General features: G+C 29.5%; 19 protein-coding genes. 17 read left to right on the top strand and 2 right to left on the bottom strand.

Annotated features, from left to right (window positions below; translation table 11 throughout):
• Window positions 1–35: 35 nt before the first annotated feature.
• From ACYQ1U_RS07590 to ACYQ1U_RS07665, 16 genes are all read left to right on the top strand, one after another.
• A complete protein-coding gene (locus tag ACYQ1U_RS07590; protein WP_459886195.1) occupies window positions 36–893 on the top strand; it encodes a nucleoside recognition protein in 858 nt (285 codons plus the stop codon).
• 55 nt (window positions 894–948) lie between these two features.
• Entirely contained in the window at window positions 949–1170 is a 222-nt protein-coding gene (locus ACYQ1U_RS07595; protein ID WP_459886198.1) for a MoaD/ThiS family protein, read from the top strand.
• Window positions 1171–1218: 48 nt separating this feature from the next.
• On the top strand, window positions 1219–1647 hold the full coding sequence (locus ACYQ1U_RS07600; protein WP_459886201.1) for a molybdopterin synthase catalytic subunit: 429 nt from the start codon (window positions 1219–1221) through the stop codon (window positions 1645–1647).
• A 105-nt stretch (window positions 1648–1752) separates the two neighbouring features.
• A complete protein-coding gene (locus ACYQ1U_RS07605; protein ID WP_459886203.1) occupies window positions 1753–2949 on the top strand; it encodes a molybdopterin molybdotransferase MoeA in 1197 nt (398 codons plus the stop codon).
• Window positions 2950–3161: 212 nt separating this feature from the next.
• Window positions 3162–4277, top strand: coding sequence for a carboxynorspermidine decarboxylase (gene nspC, locus ACYQ1U_RS07610; RefSeq protein ID WP_459886206.1), 1116 nt, complete (start codon window positions 3162–3164; stop codon window positions 4275–4277).
• Window positions 4278–4360: 83 nt separating this feature from the next.
• Window positions 4361–6541, top strand: coding sequence for a type I DNA topoisomerase (topA, locus tag ACYQ1U_RS07615; RefSeq protein ID WP_459886209.1), 2181 nt, complete (start codon window positions 4361–4363; stop codon window positions 6539–6541).
• A gap of 47 nt (window positions 6542–6588) precedes the next feature.
• Window positions 6589–7116, top strand: a complete 528-nt coding sequence (locus ACYQ1U_RS07620; protein ID WP_459886212.1) for a metallophosphoesterase family protein — start codon at window positions 6589–6591, stop codon at window positions 7114–7116.
• Window positions 7113–7937, top strand: a complete 825-nt coding sequence (locus ACYQ1U_RS07625; protein ID WP_459886215.1) for a biotin synthase — start codon at window positions 7113–7115, stop codon at window positions 7935–7937. Before ACYQ1U_RS07620 ends, ACYQ1U_RS07625 begins: the two co-directional genes overlap by 4 nt.
• Window positions 7927–9078 (top strand): cation:proton antiporter, encoded by a 1152-nt coding sequence (locus ACYQ1U_RS07630; protein WP_459886218.1) that lies wholly within the window; start codon window positions 7927–7929, stop codon window positions 9076–9078. Before ACYQ1U_RS07625 ends, ACYQ1U_RS07630 begins: the two co-directional genes overlap by 11 nt.
• Before the next feature lie 3 nt (window positions 9079–9081).
• Window positions 9082–10464 (top strand): glutamate--tRNA ligase, encoded by a 1383-nt coding sequence (gltX, locus tag ACYQ1U_RS07635; RefSeq protein WP_459886221.1) that lies wholly within the window; start codon window positions 9082–9084, stop codon window positions 10462–10464.
• A gap of 175 nt (window positions 10465–10639) precedes the next feature.
• Complete coding sequence (locus ACYQ1U_RS07640; RefSeq protein WP_459886224.1) at window positions 10640–11074, top strand: helix-turn-helix domain-containing protein; 435 nt, start codon at window positions 10640–10642, stop codon at window positions 11072–11074.
• Entirely contained in the window at window positions 11070–11639 is a 570-nt protein-coding gene (locus ACYQ1U_RS07645; RefSeq protein ID WP_459886437.1) for an IS630 family transposase, read from the top strand. The genes ACYQ1U_RS07640 and ACYQ1U_RS07645 overlap by 5 nt, the downstream gene beginning before the upstream one ends.
• A 348-nt stretch (window positions 11640–11987) precedes the next feature.
• Window positions 11988–12833 (top strand): DMT family transporter, encoded by an 846-nt coding sequence (locus ACYQ1U_RS07650; protein ID WP_459886227.1) that lies wholly within the window; start codon window positions 11988–11990, stop codon window positions 12831–12833.
• Window positions 12830–13546, top strand: a complete 717-nt coding sequence (locus ACYQ1U_RS07655; RefSeq protein ID WP_459886230.1) for a 5-oxoprolinase subunit PxpA — start codon at window positions 12830–12832, stop codon at window positions 13544–13546. The genes ACYQ1U_RS07650 and ACYQ1U_RS07655 overlap by 4 nt, the downstream gene beginning before the upstream one ends.
• Window positions 13534–14175, top strand: coding sequence for a 5-oxoprolinase subunit B family protein (locus ACYQ1U_RS07660; protein WP_459886233.1), 642 nt, complete (start codon window positions 13534–13536; stop codon window positions 14173–14175). Before ACYQ1U_RS07655 ends, ACYQ1U_RS07660 begins: the two co-directional genes overlap by 13 nt.
• A complete protein-coding gene (locus ACYQ1U_RS07665) occupies window positions 14162–15094 on the top strand; it encodes a 5-oxoprolinase subunit C family protein (RefSeq protein WP_459886235.1) in 933 nt (310 codons plus the stop codon). The genes ACYQ1U_RS07660 and ACYQ1U_RS07665 overlap by 14 nt, the downstream gene beginning before the upstream one ends.
• Here the strand turns inward: ACYQ1U_RS07665 and ACYQ1U_RS07670 are convergent.
• Window positions 15036–16973: a transglycosylase domain-containing protein gene (locus ACYQ1U_RS07670; protein WP_459886238.1), complete on the bottom strand. Its 1938-nt coding sequence runs from the start codon at window positions 16971–16973 to the stop codon at window positions 15036–15038. The genes ACYQ1U_RS07665 and ACYQ1U_RS07670 overlap by 59 nt on opposite strands.
• A complete protein-coding gene (locus tag ACYQ1U_RS07675) occupies window positions 16970–18034 on the bottom strand; it encodes an aminotransferase class I/II-fold pyridoxal phosphate-dependent enzyme (protein WP_459886241.1) in 1065 nt (354 codons plus the stop codon). The genes ACYQ1U_RS07670 and ACYQ1U_RS07675 overlap by 4 nt, the downstream gene beginning before the upstream one ends.
• A gap of 78 nt (window positions 18035–18112) precedes the next feature.
• Here ACYQ1U_RS07675 and alaS point away from each other — a divergent pair, with 78 nt between their 5' ends.
• Window positions 18113–20665: an alanine--tRNA ligase gene (alaS, locus tag ACYQ1U_RS07680; protein ID WP_459886244.1), complete on the top strand. Its 2553-nt coding sequence runs from the start codon at window positions 18113–18115 to the stop codon at window positions 20663–20665.
• The last annotated feature ends 28 nt before the right edge of the window (window positions 20666–20693 follow it).

The following is a 20693-nucleotide window of genomic DNA, read 5'->3' on the forward strand; positions in this document are numbered from 1 at the left end:
ACCTTTTTAATGAAATTTTATCATAAAGAGAAAAAATGAAATTACTTTTAAAAAAATCAATACATTCGGCTTTTATAATATTAAAATATGTAATTCCAATATATATTTTGGCAGATATTTTATATTATTATAATGTTTTGTCTTATGTAAGTTTTATATTTGAACCTATAACTAAATTGCTTAATTTGCCAAAAGAAACAGCTCTTTCTATAATAAGTGGAGTTTTTTTAAATCTTTATGCAGCAATTGCTTTTGCAGCACCTCTTGATTTAGATGCAAAACAGTGGAGCATACTTGCTATTTTTCTTGGAGTTTGTCATTCTTTATTGGTTGAGAGTGCAATTTTAAGAAAACTTGGCGTTTCAATAAAATATTCTTTTATATTGAGGATTTTAGGTGGTTTTATAATTGCTTATAGTGCTACTTTTATTCCTAATAATTATTTTGGAAACATTACTTTAAATAATGCTTCTTTTGTTAGACCTCATTATGAAAGTTTTATCAGTATGTTATTAAACTCTTTTTATAATTCTTTAATTTTGTCTTTAAAGATTATAATTTTGATAGTTTTTTTGATTTTTATAATGGAAGGAACAAAAAGAATTTTTAAAAATTTTAATATAAGCAAAAGTTTTTCTATTTTAATAGGATTATTTTTAGGGATTACTTATGGTGCAGCTATTTTAATTGAAGAATCAAAAAAAATGAAAAAAAGTGATATTTTTTTTATTGCGACTTTTTTAAGCATTTGTCATTCTGTAATTGAAGATACATTGTTATTTGTTATATTTGGGGCAAATTTTATTATTGTAGTTTTAGTAAGACTAATTTGGGCTATAATAATAGCTTATATGATAACTTATTTATACAATAAGAAATTCTTAAAGATATAAATTTTTTCAAAAATTGATAAAATGGCAAAATATTTAAATAATAAAAAGGATAGAAATGGTAACGGTAGAGTTTTTAGGACCTATTGGAAAAGAACCAATTAAAGTTAATGTTAAGAGTTTAAAAGAACTTCGTGAGATTTTAAATAGAGATGAAAATTTAAAAAAATGGCTTGAAAATTCAGCTGTTGCAGTTAATGATAAGATTGTAAGTAGTTTAGATGTTAGTTTGAAAGATGGAGACAAGGTAGTTATACTGCCTCCAGTTTGTGGAGGATAATGAAGTAGCCAAGTTCCAAGGTTATAAGAAATATTGTAAGGAGATGTCATGGTTGAGATTTTTAAAGGTGGAATACCAGTAGTTGATACATTAAACAGATGGTATGAAGAGTTTAAATTAGATGGTTTTGGGGCTATGATTCCTTTTATTGGGATTGTCAGACCTGATAATGGGGTTGAGGGGCTTAGTTTTGATTTATATCTTCCTATGCTAAATGAATGGTTTAAAAAATGGACTAATTTAAAAGATGTAAAAATAATAATGGCTCATAGTTTTGGTGATGTAATGGTAGGAGAGTCAAGCTTTTTGTGTGTAGTTTTTACAAGACATAGACGAGAAGGGTTCAAGTATTTAGAAGAATTTGTAGAAGATTTTAAAGCAAATGCACCTATTTGGAAATATGACTTAATTAATGGTAAAAGAGTTTTTGCAAGCGATAGAGCAAAACCATTGCCTCAGGCTGGAATACTTAAATAAATGGAGAATAGGGAATGATTAATGAAGGAGCCAAGTTCCAAGTTTTGAGTTTAATAAATAATCAATATACCAATACCAAATATACAAATACACGAAAGGTCTAAAATGGCTCACATTAGTTTTGAAAAATCAATAAAAATTTTAAATGAAAATTTGCCTAGGTGTAAAGGAAGTGAAAAAGTATTTTTAAGTGATTCTCTAAATAGAGTTTTAGCAAAAGACATAATAGCAAAATATGATAATCCTTATATGCCAACTGCATCAATGGATGGATATGCAATAAAATATGAAGATTTAAATAAAGAGATAAAAATAATAGGAGCTAACCCTGCTGGAAGTTTTGAATATGATGAAATAAATGAAGGTGAGGCAGTTAAAACCTATACTGGGTCGTTTATGCCAAAAGGTGCTGATACTCTTGTGCCAATTGAAAATGTTGAGGTTAAGGGAGATAAATTAATAGTTAAAGAAAAAGTTGAAAAAGGTTATGCAGTTAGACCTGTGGGAGAGGATTTTAAAAAGGGTGAAGTTTTAATAGAAGAAGGAAGTTTACTTAAAGCAGGCGAAATTGGAGTTTTGGCATCTTTAGGGATTCCTGTGGTAGATGTGGTTAAAAAGCCGACTGTCAGTATCCTTGCTACAGGTGAAGAGATTGTGGACTTGGATGAAGAGTATAATTTAGGACAAATTAGAAGCTCAAATAACTATACTCTAACTGCTCTTGCAAAAAGTCTTGGATTTAATGCAATTAATCTTGGAATTGCTGGTGATAAAAAAGATGAAATTAAATCAAAAATCCTTGATGCTCTTAAAAATAGTGATATTGTAGTAACTACTGGTGGAGTTAGTGTTGGAGATTTTGATTTTGTAAAAGAGATTACAGGTGAATTTGAAGTACTGTTTCACGGAGTAAATATAAAACCAGGTCAATGGATAATGATAGCAAAAGCAGGAGAAAAATATGTAGTTTCACTTCCAGGATTTCCATATAGTAGTTTTGTGACATTTTTAGTTTATGTAGCGCCAATTTTAGAGAGTTTAGAAAATAGAAAGGTGCTTAAAAAAATAAAAGCAAAGCTTAAGCATAAGTTTATTAAAAAATTTAAAAAATATCAGTTTGTTGCAGTAAATATTGAATATGAAAACGGTTTTTTTGTAGATACTTTTGATAAAAAGCAAGGAAGTAGTGGAATTCTTACAAATTTAATTAATAATAAAGCCTTAATGTGTTTGAGTGAGGGGTTATATGAGCTAGAAGAGGGAAGCGAGGTTGATGTTTTGGTGTATGAAAGAGTCATATAAATGGAAAATGTAAAATTGAAAATGCAAACGAAGTGAGTAGATGTTGTAGAGGTTAGTAATGGTTGTAGAGGTTGTTCTAAAATTCTAATACTTCTATAACCTATAATACCTCTATTACTTCTAAAACCTTTAATACTTTTGATAAAAAATTACCAATATACAAATATACCAAATAAAAATTGATAAAAAAAATAAAAACAGAAAGGAAAAAAATGAAACTAAAAACTCCAATGTATGTGATTGAAGAAGAAAAGCTTGAAAAAAATTTAAAAGTCCTTGATAAAGTTCAAAAAGAAGGAAACTCAAAAATTCTTGTAGCTCTAAAAGGATATGCGGCTTGGTCTACTTTTGACTTATTAGAAAAATACTTATCAGGCGCTACTGCTAGTGGGCTTTGGGAGGCGAAACTCGCTAATGTGAAACCTTGGGAAGTACATACATATTGTCCTGCATTTAAAGATGATGAAATAGATGAGGTAGCGGATATCTCTCATACAGTTGTATTTAATTCATTTAATCAATTAGAGAGATTTGAAGATCGTGTAAAAGATAAATCTTTAATAGGTCTTAGGGTAAACCCTGGAGTTTCAAGTTCTCCTGTACCACTTTATGATCCATGTGCTCCATATAGCCGTCTTGGAATTACAAAAGAAAATTTTAGAGCTGATAAATTAAAAAATGTAAGTGGACTTCATTTTCATGCCCTTTGCGAACAGCTAGATACTGCACTTGAGAGAACACTTGAAGGATTTGAAAAAAATTTTGGTGAGTATATAAAAGATATGGAGTGGGTAAATTTTGGTGGAGGTCATCATATTACAAGAGAGGGTTACAATGTAGATAATTTAATTAGACTAATCCGTGAGTTTAGAAATAGATATCCAAATATAAAAGATGTATATCTCGAACCTGGTGAAGCAGTAGGGTTAAATGCTGGATATTTAGAGGCAGAAGTGCTAGATATTATTGATAATGGTATGAAAATAGCAATACTTGATACAAGTGCTGAAGCTCATATGCCAGATGTATTAGCAATGCCATATCGTCCAAATGTTAGAGGTGCTGGAAAACCAGGGGAGAAAAAATATACTTATAGATTTGGTGGAGTTACTTGTCTAGCTGGGGATGTAATAGGAGATTATAGTTTTGATGAACCTCTAAAGGTTGGTGATAGAGTAATATTTGAAGATATGGCGATTTATACATATGTTAAAAATACTGCATTTAATGGGGTGAGACTGCCAAGTATAGTTATAAAAAGAAAAGATGGAACATTTAATATAGCAAGAGAATTTCATTATGAAGATTTTAGAGATAGACTAAGCTAATTCACATTACATTTTTCATTCTCTACTTTTCGCTTTTCATTTTTATTTTTCTTGGTATAATACCGCAAAAAAAGGGTTTTATTTTGGCTAAAAATTTGATAATAGTAGAATCTCCTGCAAAAGCAAGAACAATTAAAAACTTTTTAGGTAAAGATTATGAAGTAATAGCTAGTAAAGGACATATTAGAGATTTGCCAAAAACTTCTTTTGGTATAAAAATAGAAGATGATAAATTTATTCCTCAATATCGCGTTACAAAAGATCATCAACAAATAGCAAAAGAGTTAAAAGAAAAAGCTAAAAAAGCAGACACTATATATATAGCGACAGATGAGGATAGAGAAGGTGAAGCTATAGGATTTCATATAGCGCATGTTATTGGTAAAAACCCAGATGAGCTACCAAGAATAGTATTTCACGAAATTACAAAATCAGCTATAAAAAAAGCTCTTGAAAATCCAAGACAACTTGATATAAACCGTGTAAACGCACAGCAGGCAAGAAGGCTTTTAGATAGAATTGTTGGGTATAAATTATCACCTCTACTTAATAAAAAAATACAAAAAGGTCTTAGTGCAGGAAGAGTTCAAAGTGCAGCTCTTAAACTAGTAGTTGATAGAGAAAGAGAAATAAAAGAATTTAAGCCAAAAGAATATTGGACGATTGAAGGGATTTTTAAAAATAAAGAAGGTAATTTAATAAAATATAACGGTAAAAAGATAGAAAAATTTGATATAAAAACAAAAGAAGAAGCAGAGAAAATTGTAGATGAATTAAAACCTCTTGAATATGTAGTAAGTAAAATTGAGAAAAAAATTACAACGTCAAAATCTCCTGCTCCTTTTATGACTTCAACTCTTCAGCAAGTTGCAAGTAGTGAACTTGGCTTTAGCCCAAGAAAAACTATGCAAATAGCACAAAAATTGTATGAAGGTGTGAAAACTCCAGTAGGAGAGACGGGGATAATTACATATATGAGAACAGATAGCTTAAATATAGCAAAAGAAGCGCAAGATGCGGCAATTAAATTTATCAAAGAAAATATAGGTGAAGAATATGCCGAGCCTAAAACTTACACTACAAAAAATCAAACAGCCCAAGAAGCGCATGAGGCGATTAGACCAGTTGATGTGAGATTAACTCCAGAAGATTTAAAAAATTACTTAACAAAAGATGAATTGAAACTTTATAGACTAATTTATAATAGATTTCTTGCAAGCCAAATGAAAGATGCTAAGTTTGAAACTCAAAATATTTATATTTCAAATGAAAAAGGTGAATTTAAAATAAGTGGCAAAAGACTTATATTTGATGGCTATTATAAAGTTTATGGTAAGCCAAGTGCTGATACTTTACTTCCTGAATTTAAAGAAAATGAAAAGCTAAAACTAGATAATATCAAAGCGACTCAGCACTTTACAAAACCGCCTGAAAGATTTACTGAAGCTAGTCTTATTAAAAAGCTTGAATCACTTGGAATTGGTAGGCCTTCAACATATGCGCCGACAATTACACTTCTTCAAAATAGAAATTATGTTGAGGTAAAAGAAAAAAAACTACATCCAACAGAAATCGCATTTACTGTAATAGAAATACTTGAAAAACATTTTCCAAATATTGTAGATGCTAATTTTACAGCAAATATGGAAGAAATGCTTGATAATATAGCTAGTGGCTCTAAAAACTGGCAAGAGATGTTAAAAGAATTTTATTATCCATTTATGGAACTCATACAAAAGGGTGAAAAAGAAATTCCATCTCAAAAAATCTCAAAACCAATAGGTGAGCTTTGTTCTGAGTGTGGGGCACCTTTAGTTATTAGAAAAGGGAGATTTGGAGAGTTTATTGCGTGTAGTAGTTATCCAAAATGTAAATATACCCGTGCTATTGAAGAAAAAGAACAAAAAGTTGATGTAAAATGTGATAAGTGCGGTGCTGATATGGTTATAAAAAGAGGAAAAAGAGGGGAGTTTTTAGCGTGCAGTAATTATCCTGAATGTAAAAATACAAAACCTTTAAATCCCCCAGAAGTACTTGAAGATGTAAAATGTATTGAGTGTGGTGGAGATATTATAAAAAGAAAAGGTCCAAGAGGTGAATTTTTTGGGTGTAGTAACTATCCAGAGTGTAAATTTATTTCAAAATATCGACCTGTGAATAAAAAGTGTAGTGAGTGTGGGTATTTGATGGCAAAAAGAACCTATAGAGGTAAGGAAGTTTATGAGTGCATTAAGTGCAAACATAGAGAAACAATCGAGAATTAAATTTTGATTTTGGATTAAAGTTTAAAATTTAACAAAAAGGAAATTATTTGAGAGTTGGGATAATTTCAGATACACATAAAAAGTTAGGGCGTGCTAAAAAGGCAGTTGATTTTTTACTTGAGAAAAAAATTGAATTTTTAATTCATGCAGGGGATATTGTCCGAGAAGAATTACTTGAGTATATTCAAGATAAGCTAAGATATGTAGCAGTGCTAGGAAATAATGATTTTCATTTGTATGATGTTACAGATAGATATAATCTTGTAACAGAACCATATTATTTTAAGCTAGCAAATAAAACATTCAAACTTATGCACTATCCAAGATATATGTTTCCTCTTGATACTGATATAATTGTTTATGGACATACTCATGATGTAGATATTACATTTAATGGTAAGAATTTAATTTTAAATGCTGGAGAAGTTTGTGCAAGAGAGCACAATTTTTCTACATGTATGACACTTGATATTGAAAAAAGTAAATATATAGTTACACTTTATTATAGAAAAATTGGTGAAAAGATATGGAAAAGTAAAGTTAAAGAGTTTTTATTAATGGAGAATGGAAAATGATATATTTATGTGCTATTTCAAATATCCGCTCAGGGGCTTGCAATGAAGATTGTAAGTTTTGTACTCAAAGTGTAAAATGGGGTGCTGATATTAATAGATATAAAGAAAAAAGTATTGAAGAAATAGTAAATGAAGCAAAGTTAGCAAAAAAAAATAAAGCAGTAGGCTTTTGTCTTGTTACTAGTGGGAAAAGTCTTGATAACAAAACAGTTGAATATGTTTCTCGCGCTACAAAAGCTATTTTAAAAGAAGTTGATATAAATATTATAGCTTGTAATGGTGTAGCAAGTAGAGAATCTTTGAAAGAACTAAAAAAAGCAGGTGTAAAAATTTATAACCACAATCTTGAAACAAGTCGTGAATATTATACTAAAATTTGCACTACTCACTCTTGGGAAGAAAGATTTATTACATGTGAGAATGTAAAAAGTGTAGGTCTTAGGCTTTGTAGTGGAGGGATATTTGGAATGGGAGAGAGTAAAGAAGATATAAATTCATTAATTGAAAGTTTAAAAAAATTAGACCCTAATGGAATACCTATTAATTTTTTTATAGAAAATGAAAAACTTCCATTAAAAGCTACTCATAATAAAAAAGTAGCTATTGATATTATTAGAAATTTTAGAAAAAATTTTCCAAATAGTATAATAATGCTAGCAGGTGGAAGAGAAGTAGTCTTTGGTAAAGAGTGGTTAGATGGAGTTAAAGCCGGAGCAAATTCTATAATTATTGGAGACTATCTTACTACAAAAGGTGAAAAACCTGATAAAGATTTAGATATACTTATAAAAAAAGGAATAGAAATAGCAAATGAATGCTGATATTATTTTAATCATTACTTTATCTATAATTTTACTAATTTCTCCATTTATTAGTAACTTACTAAAACTTCCTATTTCTATGGTAGAAATTACTTTAGGAAGTGTTGCAGCAGCTTCTGGACTTTTGCATGAAAATGAAAGTTTTAAACTTTTAGCAGAAGTTGGATTTTTATATTTAATGCTTTTAGCTGGAATGGAAGTAAATCTTAAAGAATTATTAAAACTTGATAAAAATATAATAAAAAAAGGACTGTTGTTTTTAGCTGTGCTTTATATTTTATCAATAATAAGTGTTGGGATTTTTGGTTTTTCAAAGATATTTATAGCTATTTTACCTCTTATTTCAATTGGACTAATTCTTTCAATTCAACAAGAAATTGGAAAATTTCCTTTTCTTGATTTAGCTCTTAAAATAGGAGTAATAGGAGAACTTATTTCAATTTTAGTACTAACTATTATTAGTGGGTATTTTGAATTTGGGCTGAGTACTGATTTACTTTTTAATATTGGGATGCTTTTTGGATTTTTAGTTATTCTTGGAATTGTGTTTGTTTTATTTAGAGCAATTCTTTGGTGGTTTCCTCATTTAAAACACTATTTAATGCCAGGAGTCGATAAGTATCATCAAGATGTGAGAATTGCAATAAGTTTATTTTTTATTATGATTGCTGTTATGCTTGTTTTACATCTTGATGTGGTTCTTGGAGCTTTTGTTGTGGGAGTGTTTTTGACAACCTTTTTTGATCATAATCATAATTTAGAACATAAACTATCTCCTTTTGGGTTTGGATTTTTGATTACTATCTTTTTCGTGCATGTTGGAAGTAGTATAAATATAAAAGCAATAAATTTATCAATGATAAGCGATGCTTTATTTGTTACGTTTTTAATGTTGCTTTTAAGGATCTTAAGCGCATTTATTTTTATTAAAGAACTGGGATTTAAAAATGCTAGTTTATTTGGGATGAGTCTTTCTATGCCTTTAACTCTTTTAATAGCAACGGCAACTTTAGCTTATCATAATCATACGATTAGTAGTTATTGGTATACAGTGTTAGTTTTTACAGCAGTTTTAGAAGTTATTATTGTAATGCTTGGAGTTAAATTTATAAATAAGTTAAAATTTCAAAAAAAAGGATAATTAATGGTAGTTACTCGTTTTGCACCAAGTCCTACTGGATATTTGCATATAGGGGGATTAAGAACTGCTCTATTTAACTGGCTTTGGGCAAAAAAAAACAGTGGAAAGTTTAGACTTAGAATTGAAGATACAGATTTAAGTAGAAATAAACAAGAAGCAGTTGAAGCAATAATTAAAGCTTTTAACTGGACAGGATTAAATTATGATGATGAAGTAGTATTTCAAAGTGAAAGATTTGATATTTATAAAAAGTATATAAATGAGCTCCTAGAAAAAGGGCTTGCTTATAAGTGTTATTTGACAAAAGAGGAGCTTGATAAGATTCGTGAGGCTAAAATGAAAGGCGAGGAGCCTCCTATTGATATTAGAAAATATAGAGATTTTAAAGGAGAGCTTGATAAGCCATATGTAATTAGATTTAAAACACCACTTGAAGGTAAAATTTGTTTTGAAGATGGAGTTAAAGGGCTACAGTCAGTAGATGCAAAAGAGATAGAAGATTTTGTAATAGCAAGAAGTGATGGAACTCCTACTTATAATTTTGTAGTGGTAATTGATGATTATGAAATGGGCATGACTGATATAATTAGAGGTGATGACCATTTAAGAAATACATTTAAACAGATTTTGGTATATAAAGCATTTGGCTGGGATGTGCCAAAATTCTATCATGTGCCAATGATTCATAATGAAAAAGGCGCTAAAATGTCTAAGCGCGATGGTGCAGTTGATGTTATGGAATATAAAAGAGAAGGCTATCTTCCTGAAGCACTTCTTAACTTTTTAGTTAGACTTGGCTGGTCGTATGGAGATCAAGAAATTTTTAGCATTGATGAGATGATTAATTTATTTGACCCAAAAGATATCAATAAAGCTCCAAGCAGATTTAATAAAGAAAAACTTGATTGGCTAAATAGCCACTACATCAAAAACTCACCAAATAGTAGACTTGAAAAACTTCTTAGGGACTACGGAGTAGATATAATAAATCATGATAAAAAAGAAATTTTAATAGATGAACTTAAAGAGAGGGTAAAAACTATCAAAGAAATGGCAGAGGAAATAGAAAAAATACTAAACACTCCAAGTGAGTATAATGAAAAAGCAGTTAAAAAGTTTATAAAAGATGAGGTAATTGAAAATCTTAAAGAGTTTACTATATTTATAAAGGATAAAGACCCAAAACTTCCACCTGAATGGCACGATATAATGAATGAATTTTTAGAAATTAAAGGACTTAAACCAAAAATGCTTATGCCGCCATTACGCATTGCAATGGTAGGAGATACGAAAGGAATTGATTTATCAGCACTTTTAAGTGTACTAGGAAAAGAAGAAGTTATTAAAAGAATAAATAAACTTATTGCAATGAATGAAATTTTTTAATACTTAAAAGCAGAGTAAAAATAATTATGGCATAAATCATCTCCCCTCCAATTGTAGCAATTATAAATCCTATACTCAAAACGGCCAAGATTGCCGTTTTTTTGTTACTCATTCTAATTTTATTGATACTAATACCAATTCCAAAATACCTAAGAACTTATGATATAATAACTTTATGAGAGTAGTAAAATATAAAGAATTAATAAAAGAGAGTGTAGAAGAGTTAGAGGAGTTGTTAAGAAAAGAGAAAGATGAGAGAATTTACAAAAGAATAAAAGTTATTTATCTATTAAAGAAAACCCCAAATATTCAATTAAAAGATGTAAGTGAGAAGTTGGATATAAGCATACAATCAGTAAAGAAATATTGGGGATTATACAGAAGAGGAGGAATAGAGAATTTAAAACTTAATTATAAAGGGAGAATACCAATATTAAATAAAGAAGAGTTTGAGAAATTCAAAGAAAAAGCAAAAGAAGGGGTTGATAGTCTAAAATCAATGCAAGAATGGATAAAGAAGGAATATAACAAAGAATTATCAATAAAAACAATAAGTTATTGGTGCAAGAAATTAGGTATTAAAAAAAAAGGGCAGACCTTCAAATATTAATAAAGATGAGAATAAAGTAAAAGAGTTTAAAGAGAGAAGAATTAAAGAAATAGTAGAGAATAATCCAAATGCAAGAATAAAGTTTTATGATGAGAGTAGATTTGGGTTGATAACAGATGTAGGAAGGAAATGGACAGCAAAAGGAATAAAGCCAATAATATCATATCAACAGAAATATGAATATTTTTATTTATATCAAGCAACAGATATAAAAAGTGGAGAAGATTTTTCAATGTATATGTCACATTTAGATAGTATTTGTTTTAATGAATATTTAAAAAACTTAAGTGAAAAATTTAGAAATGATAATATAGTTTTAATAATGGATAATGCGAGTTTTCATAAATCTAAAAAACTTGATATTCCAAAAAATATAAAAATTGAATATCTTCCTCCATATTCGCCAGAGTTAAATCCACAAGAGAGAAGATTTGAAGATATAAAGAAATTTTTAAAAAATATAATATTTAAAACAATAGAAGAATTAGAAAAAAAGTTGAAGAAATTTTACTTTCATATACAAGTGAGCAAATCAAATCTTTGGTTTCTTATAAATATATTATAAAGGTTATGAATATATGAGAATTGGTATTACATAATAAATTCAATATAAAGCAGTTTATTAAGCTCATTCAATAATACCAATTCTTAATTAGTTAGTTACTTTATAAATGTTTAAAATTTCCTTAATTTCAATACTTTTCATCATTTTCCATTGTCAATTGGTATAAGAGGGATAAACTTTAACTACTTCAAGCTAAAAAGCTCGAATTGTTTACATTTTAAGAGTACGTTTTTTAATGCTAGTTTTGAGGTAAAACTTGATAGTTTTCACTTATGAATATGGTTGTAAATTAAAAATCTTTTTAATTTGATAAAATTAGTATCTGGTGAAAGATTAAAAAGGTTGGAAGTGAATAAGAAAACAAAAGGCTTACTGGAAATGCTTGGAGCTACCTTTATTTGGGGTAGCGTACCACTTATGGGGATATGGTCTAATTTTCCATCTCCTGTATTTATATTTTTTAGGGTTTTGTTTGCTTTTCCTTTTATTTTTTATTTTGTTGTTAAAAGAGTATCTATTAAAGAATTTTTAAAATTAAAACCGTTTTGGCCTCTTTTAATTAGTGGCATTATGCTTGGGAGTAATTGGATATTTTTCTTTTGGGCATTAAACTTAACTGATGTGTCAACTGTGGTTGTAATATATTACGCAGGACCTATTATTTCGCTTCTTTTAGCATCAATTTTTTTAAAAGAAAAGTTAAATATCTATATCATAACTTCAGTTATCTTGGCTGTTTTAGGAGTTGTTATAAGTATTAAAGGTGAAATAAAAGCTAATTTAGGGGCTGTTATCGCAATATTAGCTGCAATAAGTTATGGACTTTTGGGGTTCTTTTCAAAAATAGCAACCCTTTATCATAAAGCCTCTATAGTAACTGCTTGGCAGATTTTGATTTCTATTTTTTTAACAATGCCATTTTTATTTTTAAATGAATGGGAATTAACAATGCAAGGTTTAATAGTTTCTATTATAGCAGGAATTGTTCACACAAGCTTAGCACTTTTTCTTTGGTATGATTCTTTAAATTATATAAAACTAACTCTTGCAAGTATACTTCAATATCTTGATATAATTTTTGCATTTGTTTTAGCATTTTTGTTTTTAGGGCAAGTGCCAAGTTTTTATCAAATATTAGGAGCTGTTTTAATAATTTTAGCTGGAATTATAAGCACTTTTAAGGAGATGAAGTGAAATTAAATGCAGATGTGGGTGAGAGTTTTGGAAGTTGGAAGATGGGAATGGATGAAGAAGTAATTCCTCTTATTGATATGGCAAATGTAGCTTGTGGATTTCATGCATCTGACCCAATGACAATTGATAAAGCAGTTTTGCTTGTAAAGAATAATAGTATTATTCTTGGAGCACATCCAGGATACCCAGATTTATTGGGATTTGGGAGGAGATCGATTAAGTGTTCGTCAGTTGAGATAGAAAATTATATAATATATCAAGTAGGGGCGCTTAGGGCATTTGCTAGAAAATATGGAATTGATGTAGAGTATATAAAGCCACATGGAGCTTTGTATAATGATATGATGAGAGAAAAAGAAGTTTTTAGAGGAATTTTAAAGGCTGCTAATATTTTAAATTTGCCTGTTATGGTTTTAAGCTCGCTTAAAAATGAAGAGTATTTAAAAGAGGCAAAAGAGTTTGGAGTTGATTTGATTTTTGAAGCATTTATTGATAGAAATTATGATGATTTTGGTTTTTTAGTGCCAAGAAGTCAAAAAAATGCAGTTATTGAAGACATAGATGAGATGGTTAAAAGATATTTAGATTTAAAAAATGGTAAAATCTATTCAATTAATGGCAAGGAGTTATTTATAAAAGCTGATACAATTTGTGTTCATGGGGATAATGAAAAAGCACTTGAAGTAATTAAGAGAATAAGATGTATAAAATAAAGCTAGCAAGCTTTGATAGTTTGATTATTGAATTTGGTGAGGTTAGCAGAGATACTCTTTTGATTGTAAGGCAAAATTATGAAACTTTAAAGAAGTTTTATGAAGTAGTCCCGTCATATAATTCAATTTTAGTTAGATTTGGGTATAAAAACTATAATGAAGCAAGAAAAGAAATAGATAGTTTACTTACATCTGAAATTAAAGAGATAGATAGTGAAATTAAAATAATTCCTGCTTTTTATTCACTTGAGGTTGGGCCCGATTTAAAAAGAATAGCTGAGATTAATAAAATTAGCATAAAAGAGGTAATAAAAAAGCACTCATCGAAAATTTATGATGTATATGCAATAGGATTTTTGCCTGGATTTGCTTATATGGGAGTAGTTGATATCCTTGCTCCAAGGCTTGAATCTCCAAGAAAACTGGTAAAAAAAGGTAGTATTGGAATAGCTGGCATTCAAACGGGGGTTTATCCAAAAGATTCTCCTGGTGGGTGGAATATAGTTGCAAAAACTTATATTGAAATGTTTAATAATGGTAGTTTTTTAAAAGTAGGAGATAGAGTGAAGTTTGAACCAATTACTCGTGAAGAATTTATAAAATGTGGAGGAGTGATTGAAAGCTTTTGAAGTAATTAATAGTGGTTTTTTAACTACTTTTCAAGATCTTGGAAGAATAGGATATCTTGATATCGGAGTTGGACCATCAGGTGCAATAGATGAGTATTCTTATAAGATAGCTAATATTTTACTTGAAGATAAAAACAAGTGTTGCTTAGAAATTGCTTTTGGGGGAGTTAGACTCAGAAGCTTTATAGATACTTCAATTTCTATTTTTGGCGCAATTTGTGATGTTGTAATAAATGGAAAAAAATTTTTTTCAAATAGAACTTTTAAGATAAAAAAAGGAGATTTAATTGAAGTAAAACCTTTTAAAGAGGGAAATTTTTTATATTTTTGTATAAAAGGTGGATTTAAAGTAGAAAAATTTTTAGATAGTTGTAGTGTAAATCTAAGAGAAGAGATAGGAAAAAAGTTAGAAAATAAAGATATACTGTTTGCAAATGAGAAAGGATATGTAATAAATAAGGATGCAAGAAATCTATATATTCCTTCTCAAAAAGAGATAATTTTAAGAATAGTTTTTGGATATGAAGATGAATTGTTTGATAAAAGTAAATTTTTGAATACTACTTTTAAATTAAAAACTCTAAATCGTCAAGCTGCAGTTCTTAGTGGAAGGGTTGTTCCAAAAAAAGGAGATATTATTTCAAATGGAATTGCCTTTGGAGCTGTGCAGGTCCCAAAAAGTGGTGAGCCTATAATTTTATTAAAAGAGAGACAAAGTATAGGTGGATATCCAAAAATAGGAAGTGTATTACCTCTTGATTTATTTAAACTATCTCAATTAAGAAGCGGAAGTACTATTATGTTTAAAGAAATTTCACCTGAAGTTGCATTAAAAGAGATGATAGAATATGAAGAGTTTGTTAAAAGACTGGAACTTCTCCCACTTCACTTCTTGAAGGAGGAAGAGAAATTTTTGTAAATAGCTCTTTTTCCCCATTTATAGTGAATGTATGAACACCTTTTGGGATTTTAAATTTTCTTGCAAGTTCTGGGTGAATTTCTAAAAGTCTTTTATAAAAATATCTAAATACAGGAGCGCTAACTCTTCCTCCACTCATTGATTTTCCAAGGCTTGTTGAATCATCATTTCCAAACCAGATAATTGTTTGAGTATCAGGAGTAAACCCAACAAACCAAGCATCTTTGTATTTATTTGTAGTACCAGTTTTTCCTGCTATTTCAATTCCTTTAACTCTTGCATTTCTACCAGTGCCTTTTTTTACTACATCCTTTAAAATATCTATTATTAAATATGCTTGATAGTCTGGTTCTACTTCATCGTGTTTTTCTTCAAATTTTATTGAGATATTTTCTTTTGGAATGGTAAGTTTTTTTACTATTCTTAATTTTGTTTTTATTCCATAATTACTAAATATAGTATATTTTTCGCTTAAACTCCAAATACTCTCTCCAATACTTCCAAGGACAATTGAGAGATTTTTAGGAATGTTTTTGAAACCAAAATCATAAAGGGAGTCTATTATTTTATTTAAACCAATAGCAAGTGCCAGATTTATAGTTGCAAGATTTCTTGAATGAACAAGAGCCTCTCTTAGAGTAATAAGTCCTAAAGTGTTTTTTTCATAGTTTTTTGGTTTCCAAACTTCATCTTCTTCTAGAGTTTTCCCTTTTATTTTAAAAGTTCTACTAATATCAGGGATAAGACTTGCAGGGTTGTATCCAAGATTTAGTGCAATTTGGTAAACAAAAGGCTTCATTGCACTTCCAATGCTTCTAATAGCTTGAGTAGCACGGTTAAATTTACTTTTTTTGTAATCTACTCCTCCAACAATTGCTAAAACATCTCCTGTTTGTTGATTTATTATTATCATTGCGCCGTTTAGTTTTGAAGCATTTAATTCTTTATTCATTTTGAGTAGTCTATTATAGTTCCATTTTATAGCTTCAAGTGCGAGTTTTTGGGTAGGAAGGTCTATAGTTGTGTAAATATTGTATCCTTTTGTGAGTAAGTTTGGATACTCTTTTTTTAGTTCTTTTATAGTGGCATCAACTGCCCAACTTGCTTTTGATTTTATCATTTTTTTATAAACTTTTGGAGTTTCAATTAAAGCTTTTTTATACTCTTCTTCATTAATCCATCCAAGAGAGTACATTCTCTTAAGAATAGAATTTGCTCTTTTTATATTAAGGTTATAATTTTTTGTAGGGTCATAAAGGCTTGGACCTTTAGGAAGAGCTATAAGCATTGCAATTTCTTTAAGTGTTAAATCTTTTAAGTTTTTATGAAAATATCCAAGTGCTGCCGTTTTTATTCCGTAATATCCATGACCTAAATAGATTTGATTTAAGTATCTTTCAAGAATTTCTTCTTTTGTGAGAAAACTTTCTACTTTTATAGAGATAATTATCTCTTTTAGTTTTCTTTCAATTGTTTTTTTTCTATTTAAATAGATATTTCTGACAAGTTGTTGAGTAATAGTTGATGCACCTTCTACTTTTTTACCAGCTTTTATATCTTTAATAATTGCCCTAATAATTGCATTATAATTAATTCCTGAATGTTCAAAAAAAGAAGTGTCTTCTGTTGCAAGAAGAGTTTCTATTATTCTTGCTGGAATTTCATCATATTTTGCGTAAATTCTATTTTCTTTTCCATATCTTATATCTATTAATTCTCCATTTCTGTCAAAAAATAGAGCTGATTGAGGAAGATTATAATAAATTATTTTCTCAGCAGTAAATTTTGTAGCATTATATAGATATGCAAGGTAAAGTAATGCTGCAATTATGGCAATAAATATCAAACTCAAAAAAAATGCAAATATTTTTTTAATCATTTTTGCCCTAAAAATTTTATTGTATTGGAAATTATATCAATATTAATATTTGTTCTCATAATTATTCTAAAAATAGGGGTTTTAACAGTCGGAGGACGAATAGCTCCGACTAAAACCTGAGCGTTTTGTAAAAGTGCTTTTTGTTTGCGAAGGAGGACTTTATTTGATATTGCAGGTATTATTTTAATTAAAGAGTCTGAATTAAATGTTAATTTTCTGTTTTTTATTTCAATTTTATACTTATCTAAGTTATTTTGTATTTTTTCAATCGCATAAAGGCCAAGAAGTGTATCAATAGGACTTAGGGCAGTTGTATAAATAATGCTTTTAGCTCTATTTATTAAAAAATCAATTATCTCTTTTTTTGCTAAAATGTATGCTCCATAACTTCCTAATGCTTTTCCTAAAGTTCCCATTTTTATAGTTTTGTTTGGATTTAGATTATATTCATCAGTAATTCCCATTAATTTATTACCTGCAACTCCTACGCTATGAGCTTCATCAATTATTAAGTACCCAATCTCCTGAGCAAAGCTTGTTATTTCTTTTTTTACTTTATCACCCATCATAGAATAAATTCCCTCAACTACAATAAAAACTCTTTTAAATTTTTTGTAGTCTTTACTTTTTTGTAATAAATCATCAAATGAATTATGCTCAAAAAATCTAACTTGTGCCCCAGTTAAACTACTTCCTACTATTCCACTTGCATGATATTCGCTATCTACTAAAAATAAGTCCCCTTTTCTACCAAGTGTAAAAAGTGCCATATTAGCTAAAAAACCACTTCCAACTATTACTGCTTCTTCGAAGTTATTTAGTTTTTTTAGAGTTTCTTCTAAAAGTTTGTGAACTGGATGGTATCCATTTACAAGCATTGAAGCTTTTGCACCGTGGGATAGAAACTTTTTTGCATGAAAATAGGCTTTATCTAAAATTTCTTCATCTTCTGCTAGACCTAAATAGTCATTACTTGCTAAATCTATTATATTTTCATCATATATTTTCCTCTCACGTAAACGATTTTTTATTTTTAATATATTTAATTCTTTTTGATACATTTGTCAACTTTCTATTTTCCTTTATAAATTCTCAATTAATGCTTAATTATGTTAAAATTTTATCAAAAAAGGCCTTTAATGGATATTAGGAAAAAGTTTTTAGAATTTTTTGAAAGTAAAGGACATAAAGTATACTCGTCAGCCCCTTTAGTTCCAGATGACCCTAGCTTATTATTTACAAATGCTGGAATGGTTCCGTTTAAGCCGATTTTTACTGGCGAAAAACCATCTCCTACACCTCCAAGGGCTACTTCAAGTCAGCTTTGTATGAGAGCAGGAGGAAAACATAATGACCTTGAAAATGTAGGATATACAAATCGTCATCATACTTTGTTTGAGATGCTAGGAAACTTTTCTTTTGGAGACTATTTTAAAGAGGAAGCTATTGCTTATGCATGGGAATTTGTAACTGAGGTACTTAAACTTCCAAAAGAGAGACTTTGGATTACAATTCATGAAAGTGATGATGAAGCTGGTAAAATTTGGGAAAAATATGTTGATAAAAACAGAATAGTAAAAATGGGTGATAAAGATAACTTTTGGCAAATGGGAGATACTGGACCATGTGGTCCTTGTAGTGAAATTCACTATGACCAAGGTGAAGAGTTTAACTCTCCTGAGGATTACTTAGGAGGAGATGGAGATAGGTTTCTTGAGATTTGGAACCTTGTATTTATGCAATATAACCGTGATGAGAAAGGAAACTTAACTCCGCTTCCAAAGCCAAGTATTGATACTGGAATGGGGCTTGAGAGAATTACAGCAATTGTTGAAGGAGCTACTAGTAATTATGATACTTCTATATTTAAGCCTTTAATTGAAAAGGTTGTAGAAATTACTTCAAAAGAATATTTTAAAGATAAAAGAGGGGCAAGTCATAGAGTAATAGCTGATCATATTAGAGCTGTGAGTTTTCTTGTAGCCCAAGGTGTTAGGTTCGATAGAGAAGGTAGAGGATATGTGCTAAGAAGAATACTTAGACGTGGTGTAAGACATGGGTATATGCTAGGACAAAGAAGTCCATTTATGTATAAAATTGTAGATACGTTAGTTCAAGAGATGGGAAGTCAATACCCTTATTTACTTGAGAAAAAAGAGTCAATTAAAGATGCGGTAAAACTTGAAGAAGAGAGATTTTTTGAAACAATTGATAAAGGTATGGCGTTATTTAAAGAAGAGCTTGCTAAAACTACAGGAGATACATTTAGTGGAGAAGTAGCATTTAAACTTTATGATACTTATGGTTTTCCACTAGACCTTACTGCTGATATGCTAAGAGAAGTTGGTAAGAGAGTTGATATAAAAGCATTTGAAGACCTTATGAAAGAGCAAAAGGAGCGTGCTAGAGCAAATTGGAAGGGAAGTGGGGATGTAAAAATTAATTTAAAAGACCTTGAAAAGTACCCTCCAAATAAATTTGTTGGATATGAATATTTGAACTTAACAACAAAAGTAAAAGCACTTTTTGATGAAAATATGAATGAAGTAAAAGAGCTCAAAAGCAGTGGTTGGGTAATGCTTGAAGAGACTCCTTTTTATGCTGAAAGCGGAGGGCAGGTAGGAGACAAAGGGATTTTGCAATGGAAAATGGAAAATGGAAAATGGAAAATTTTAGCAAAAGTTGTTGATACTAAGAAATTTGATGAGAGAAATTTATCTAAAGTAATAGAAGCTAATTTAAAAGTTGGAGATGAGGTTAAAGCAGTTGTAGATGAGAGCAGAAGAGAAATTGCAAAACATCACTCAGCTACCCACCTTTTACATTCAGCTCTAAGAAAAGTACTAGGAGAACATGTGACACAGGCTGGGTCACTTGTTGAAGAAAATAGGCTTAGATTTGACTTTACTCATCCAAAAGCTTTAACAAAAGAAGAATTAGACAAAATTGAAGAAATGGTAAATAATGTAATTGCAAGAGGAATTGAAGGTAAAGTGAGTGAAATGTCAATAGATGAAGCAAAAAAAGCAGGGGCTATGGCTCTATTTGGTGAAAAGTATGGTGATATTGTAAGAGTAGTAAAATTTAGTGATTTTAGTATTGAATTGTGTGGTGGGACCCATGTCAAAAATACAGCTGAGATTGGGAGTTTTTATATAGTTAAAGAATCAGGAGTTAGTGCTGGTGTTAGAAGAATTGAAGCGGTGGTTGGACTTAGTGCTTATAAACATGCTAAATTCTACATTGACTTAGTTGAAGATATTAAACAAGAGAATAAAGCAAAAGATTTAAAAACATTTATAGAAAAACAAAAAGAGGAAATTAAAAAATTGAAAGAAGAGATTAAGAATCTGCAAATCGCAGCTGTAAAGGAAATTAAACCTATTCATAAAGATGGAATTAATTTTGTAGTTGAGAGAATTGATAATGCTAATTTGCGTGAAATAGCAACTGATTTAAAAGGCAGAGTAGATAATCTGGTTGCATTTTTAGCGGGAGTTAATAAAGGAAAAGTTACGCTTGTAGCAGTTAGTAAAGTACCTAATGTAAAAGCTGGAGAACTTATTAAAGAGTTTGCTCCAATAGTTGGTGGAAAAGGAGGTGGAAAACCTGATTTTGCCCAAGGTGGTGGGAAAGATGCAAGTAAAATTGATGACTTAATTAAAAGTGTAAAAGAAAAATTTTTAATTTAACACTTCTTTTTCTTTTTTCTTACATCTA

The sequence above is a fragment of the Caminibacter profundus genome (genome assembly GCF_054657155.1).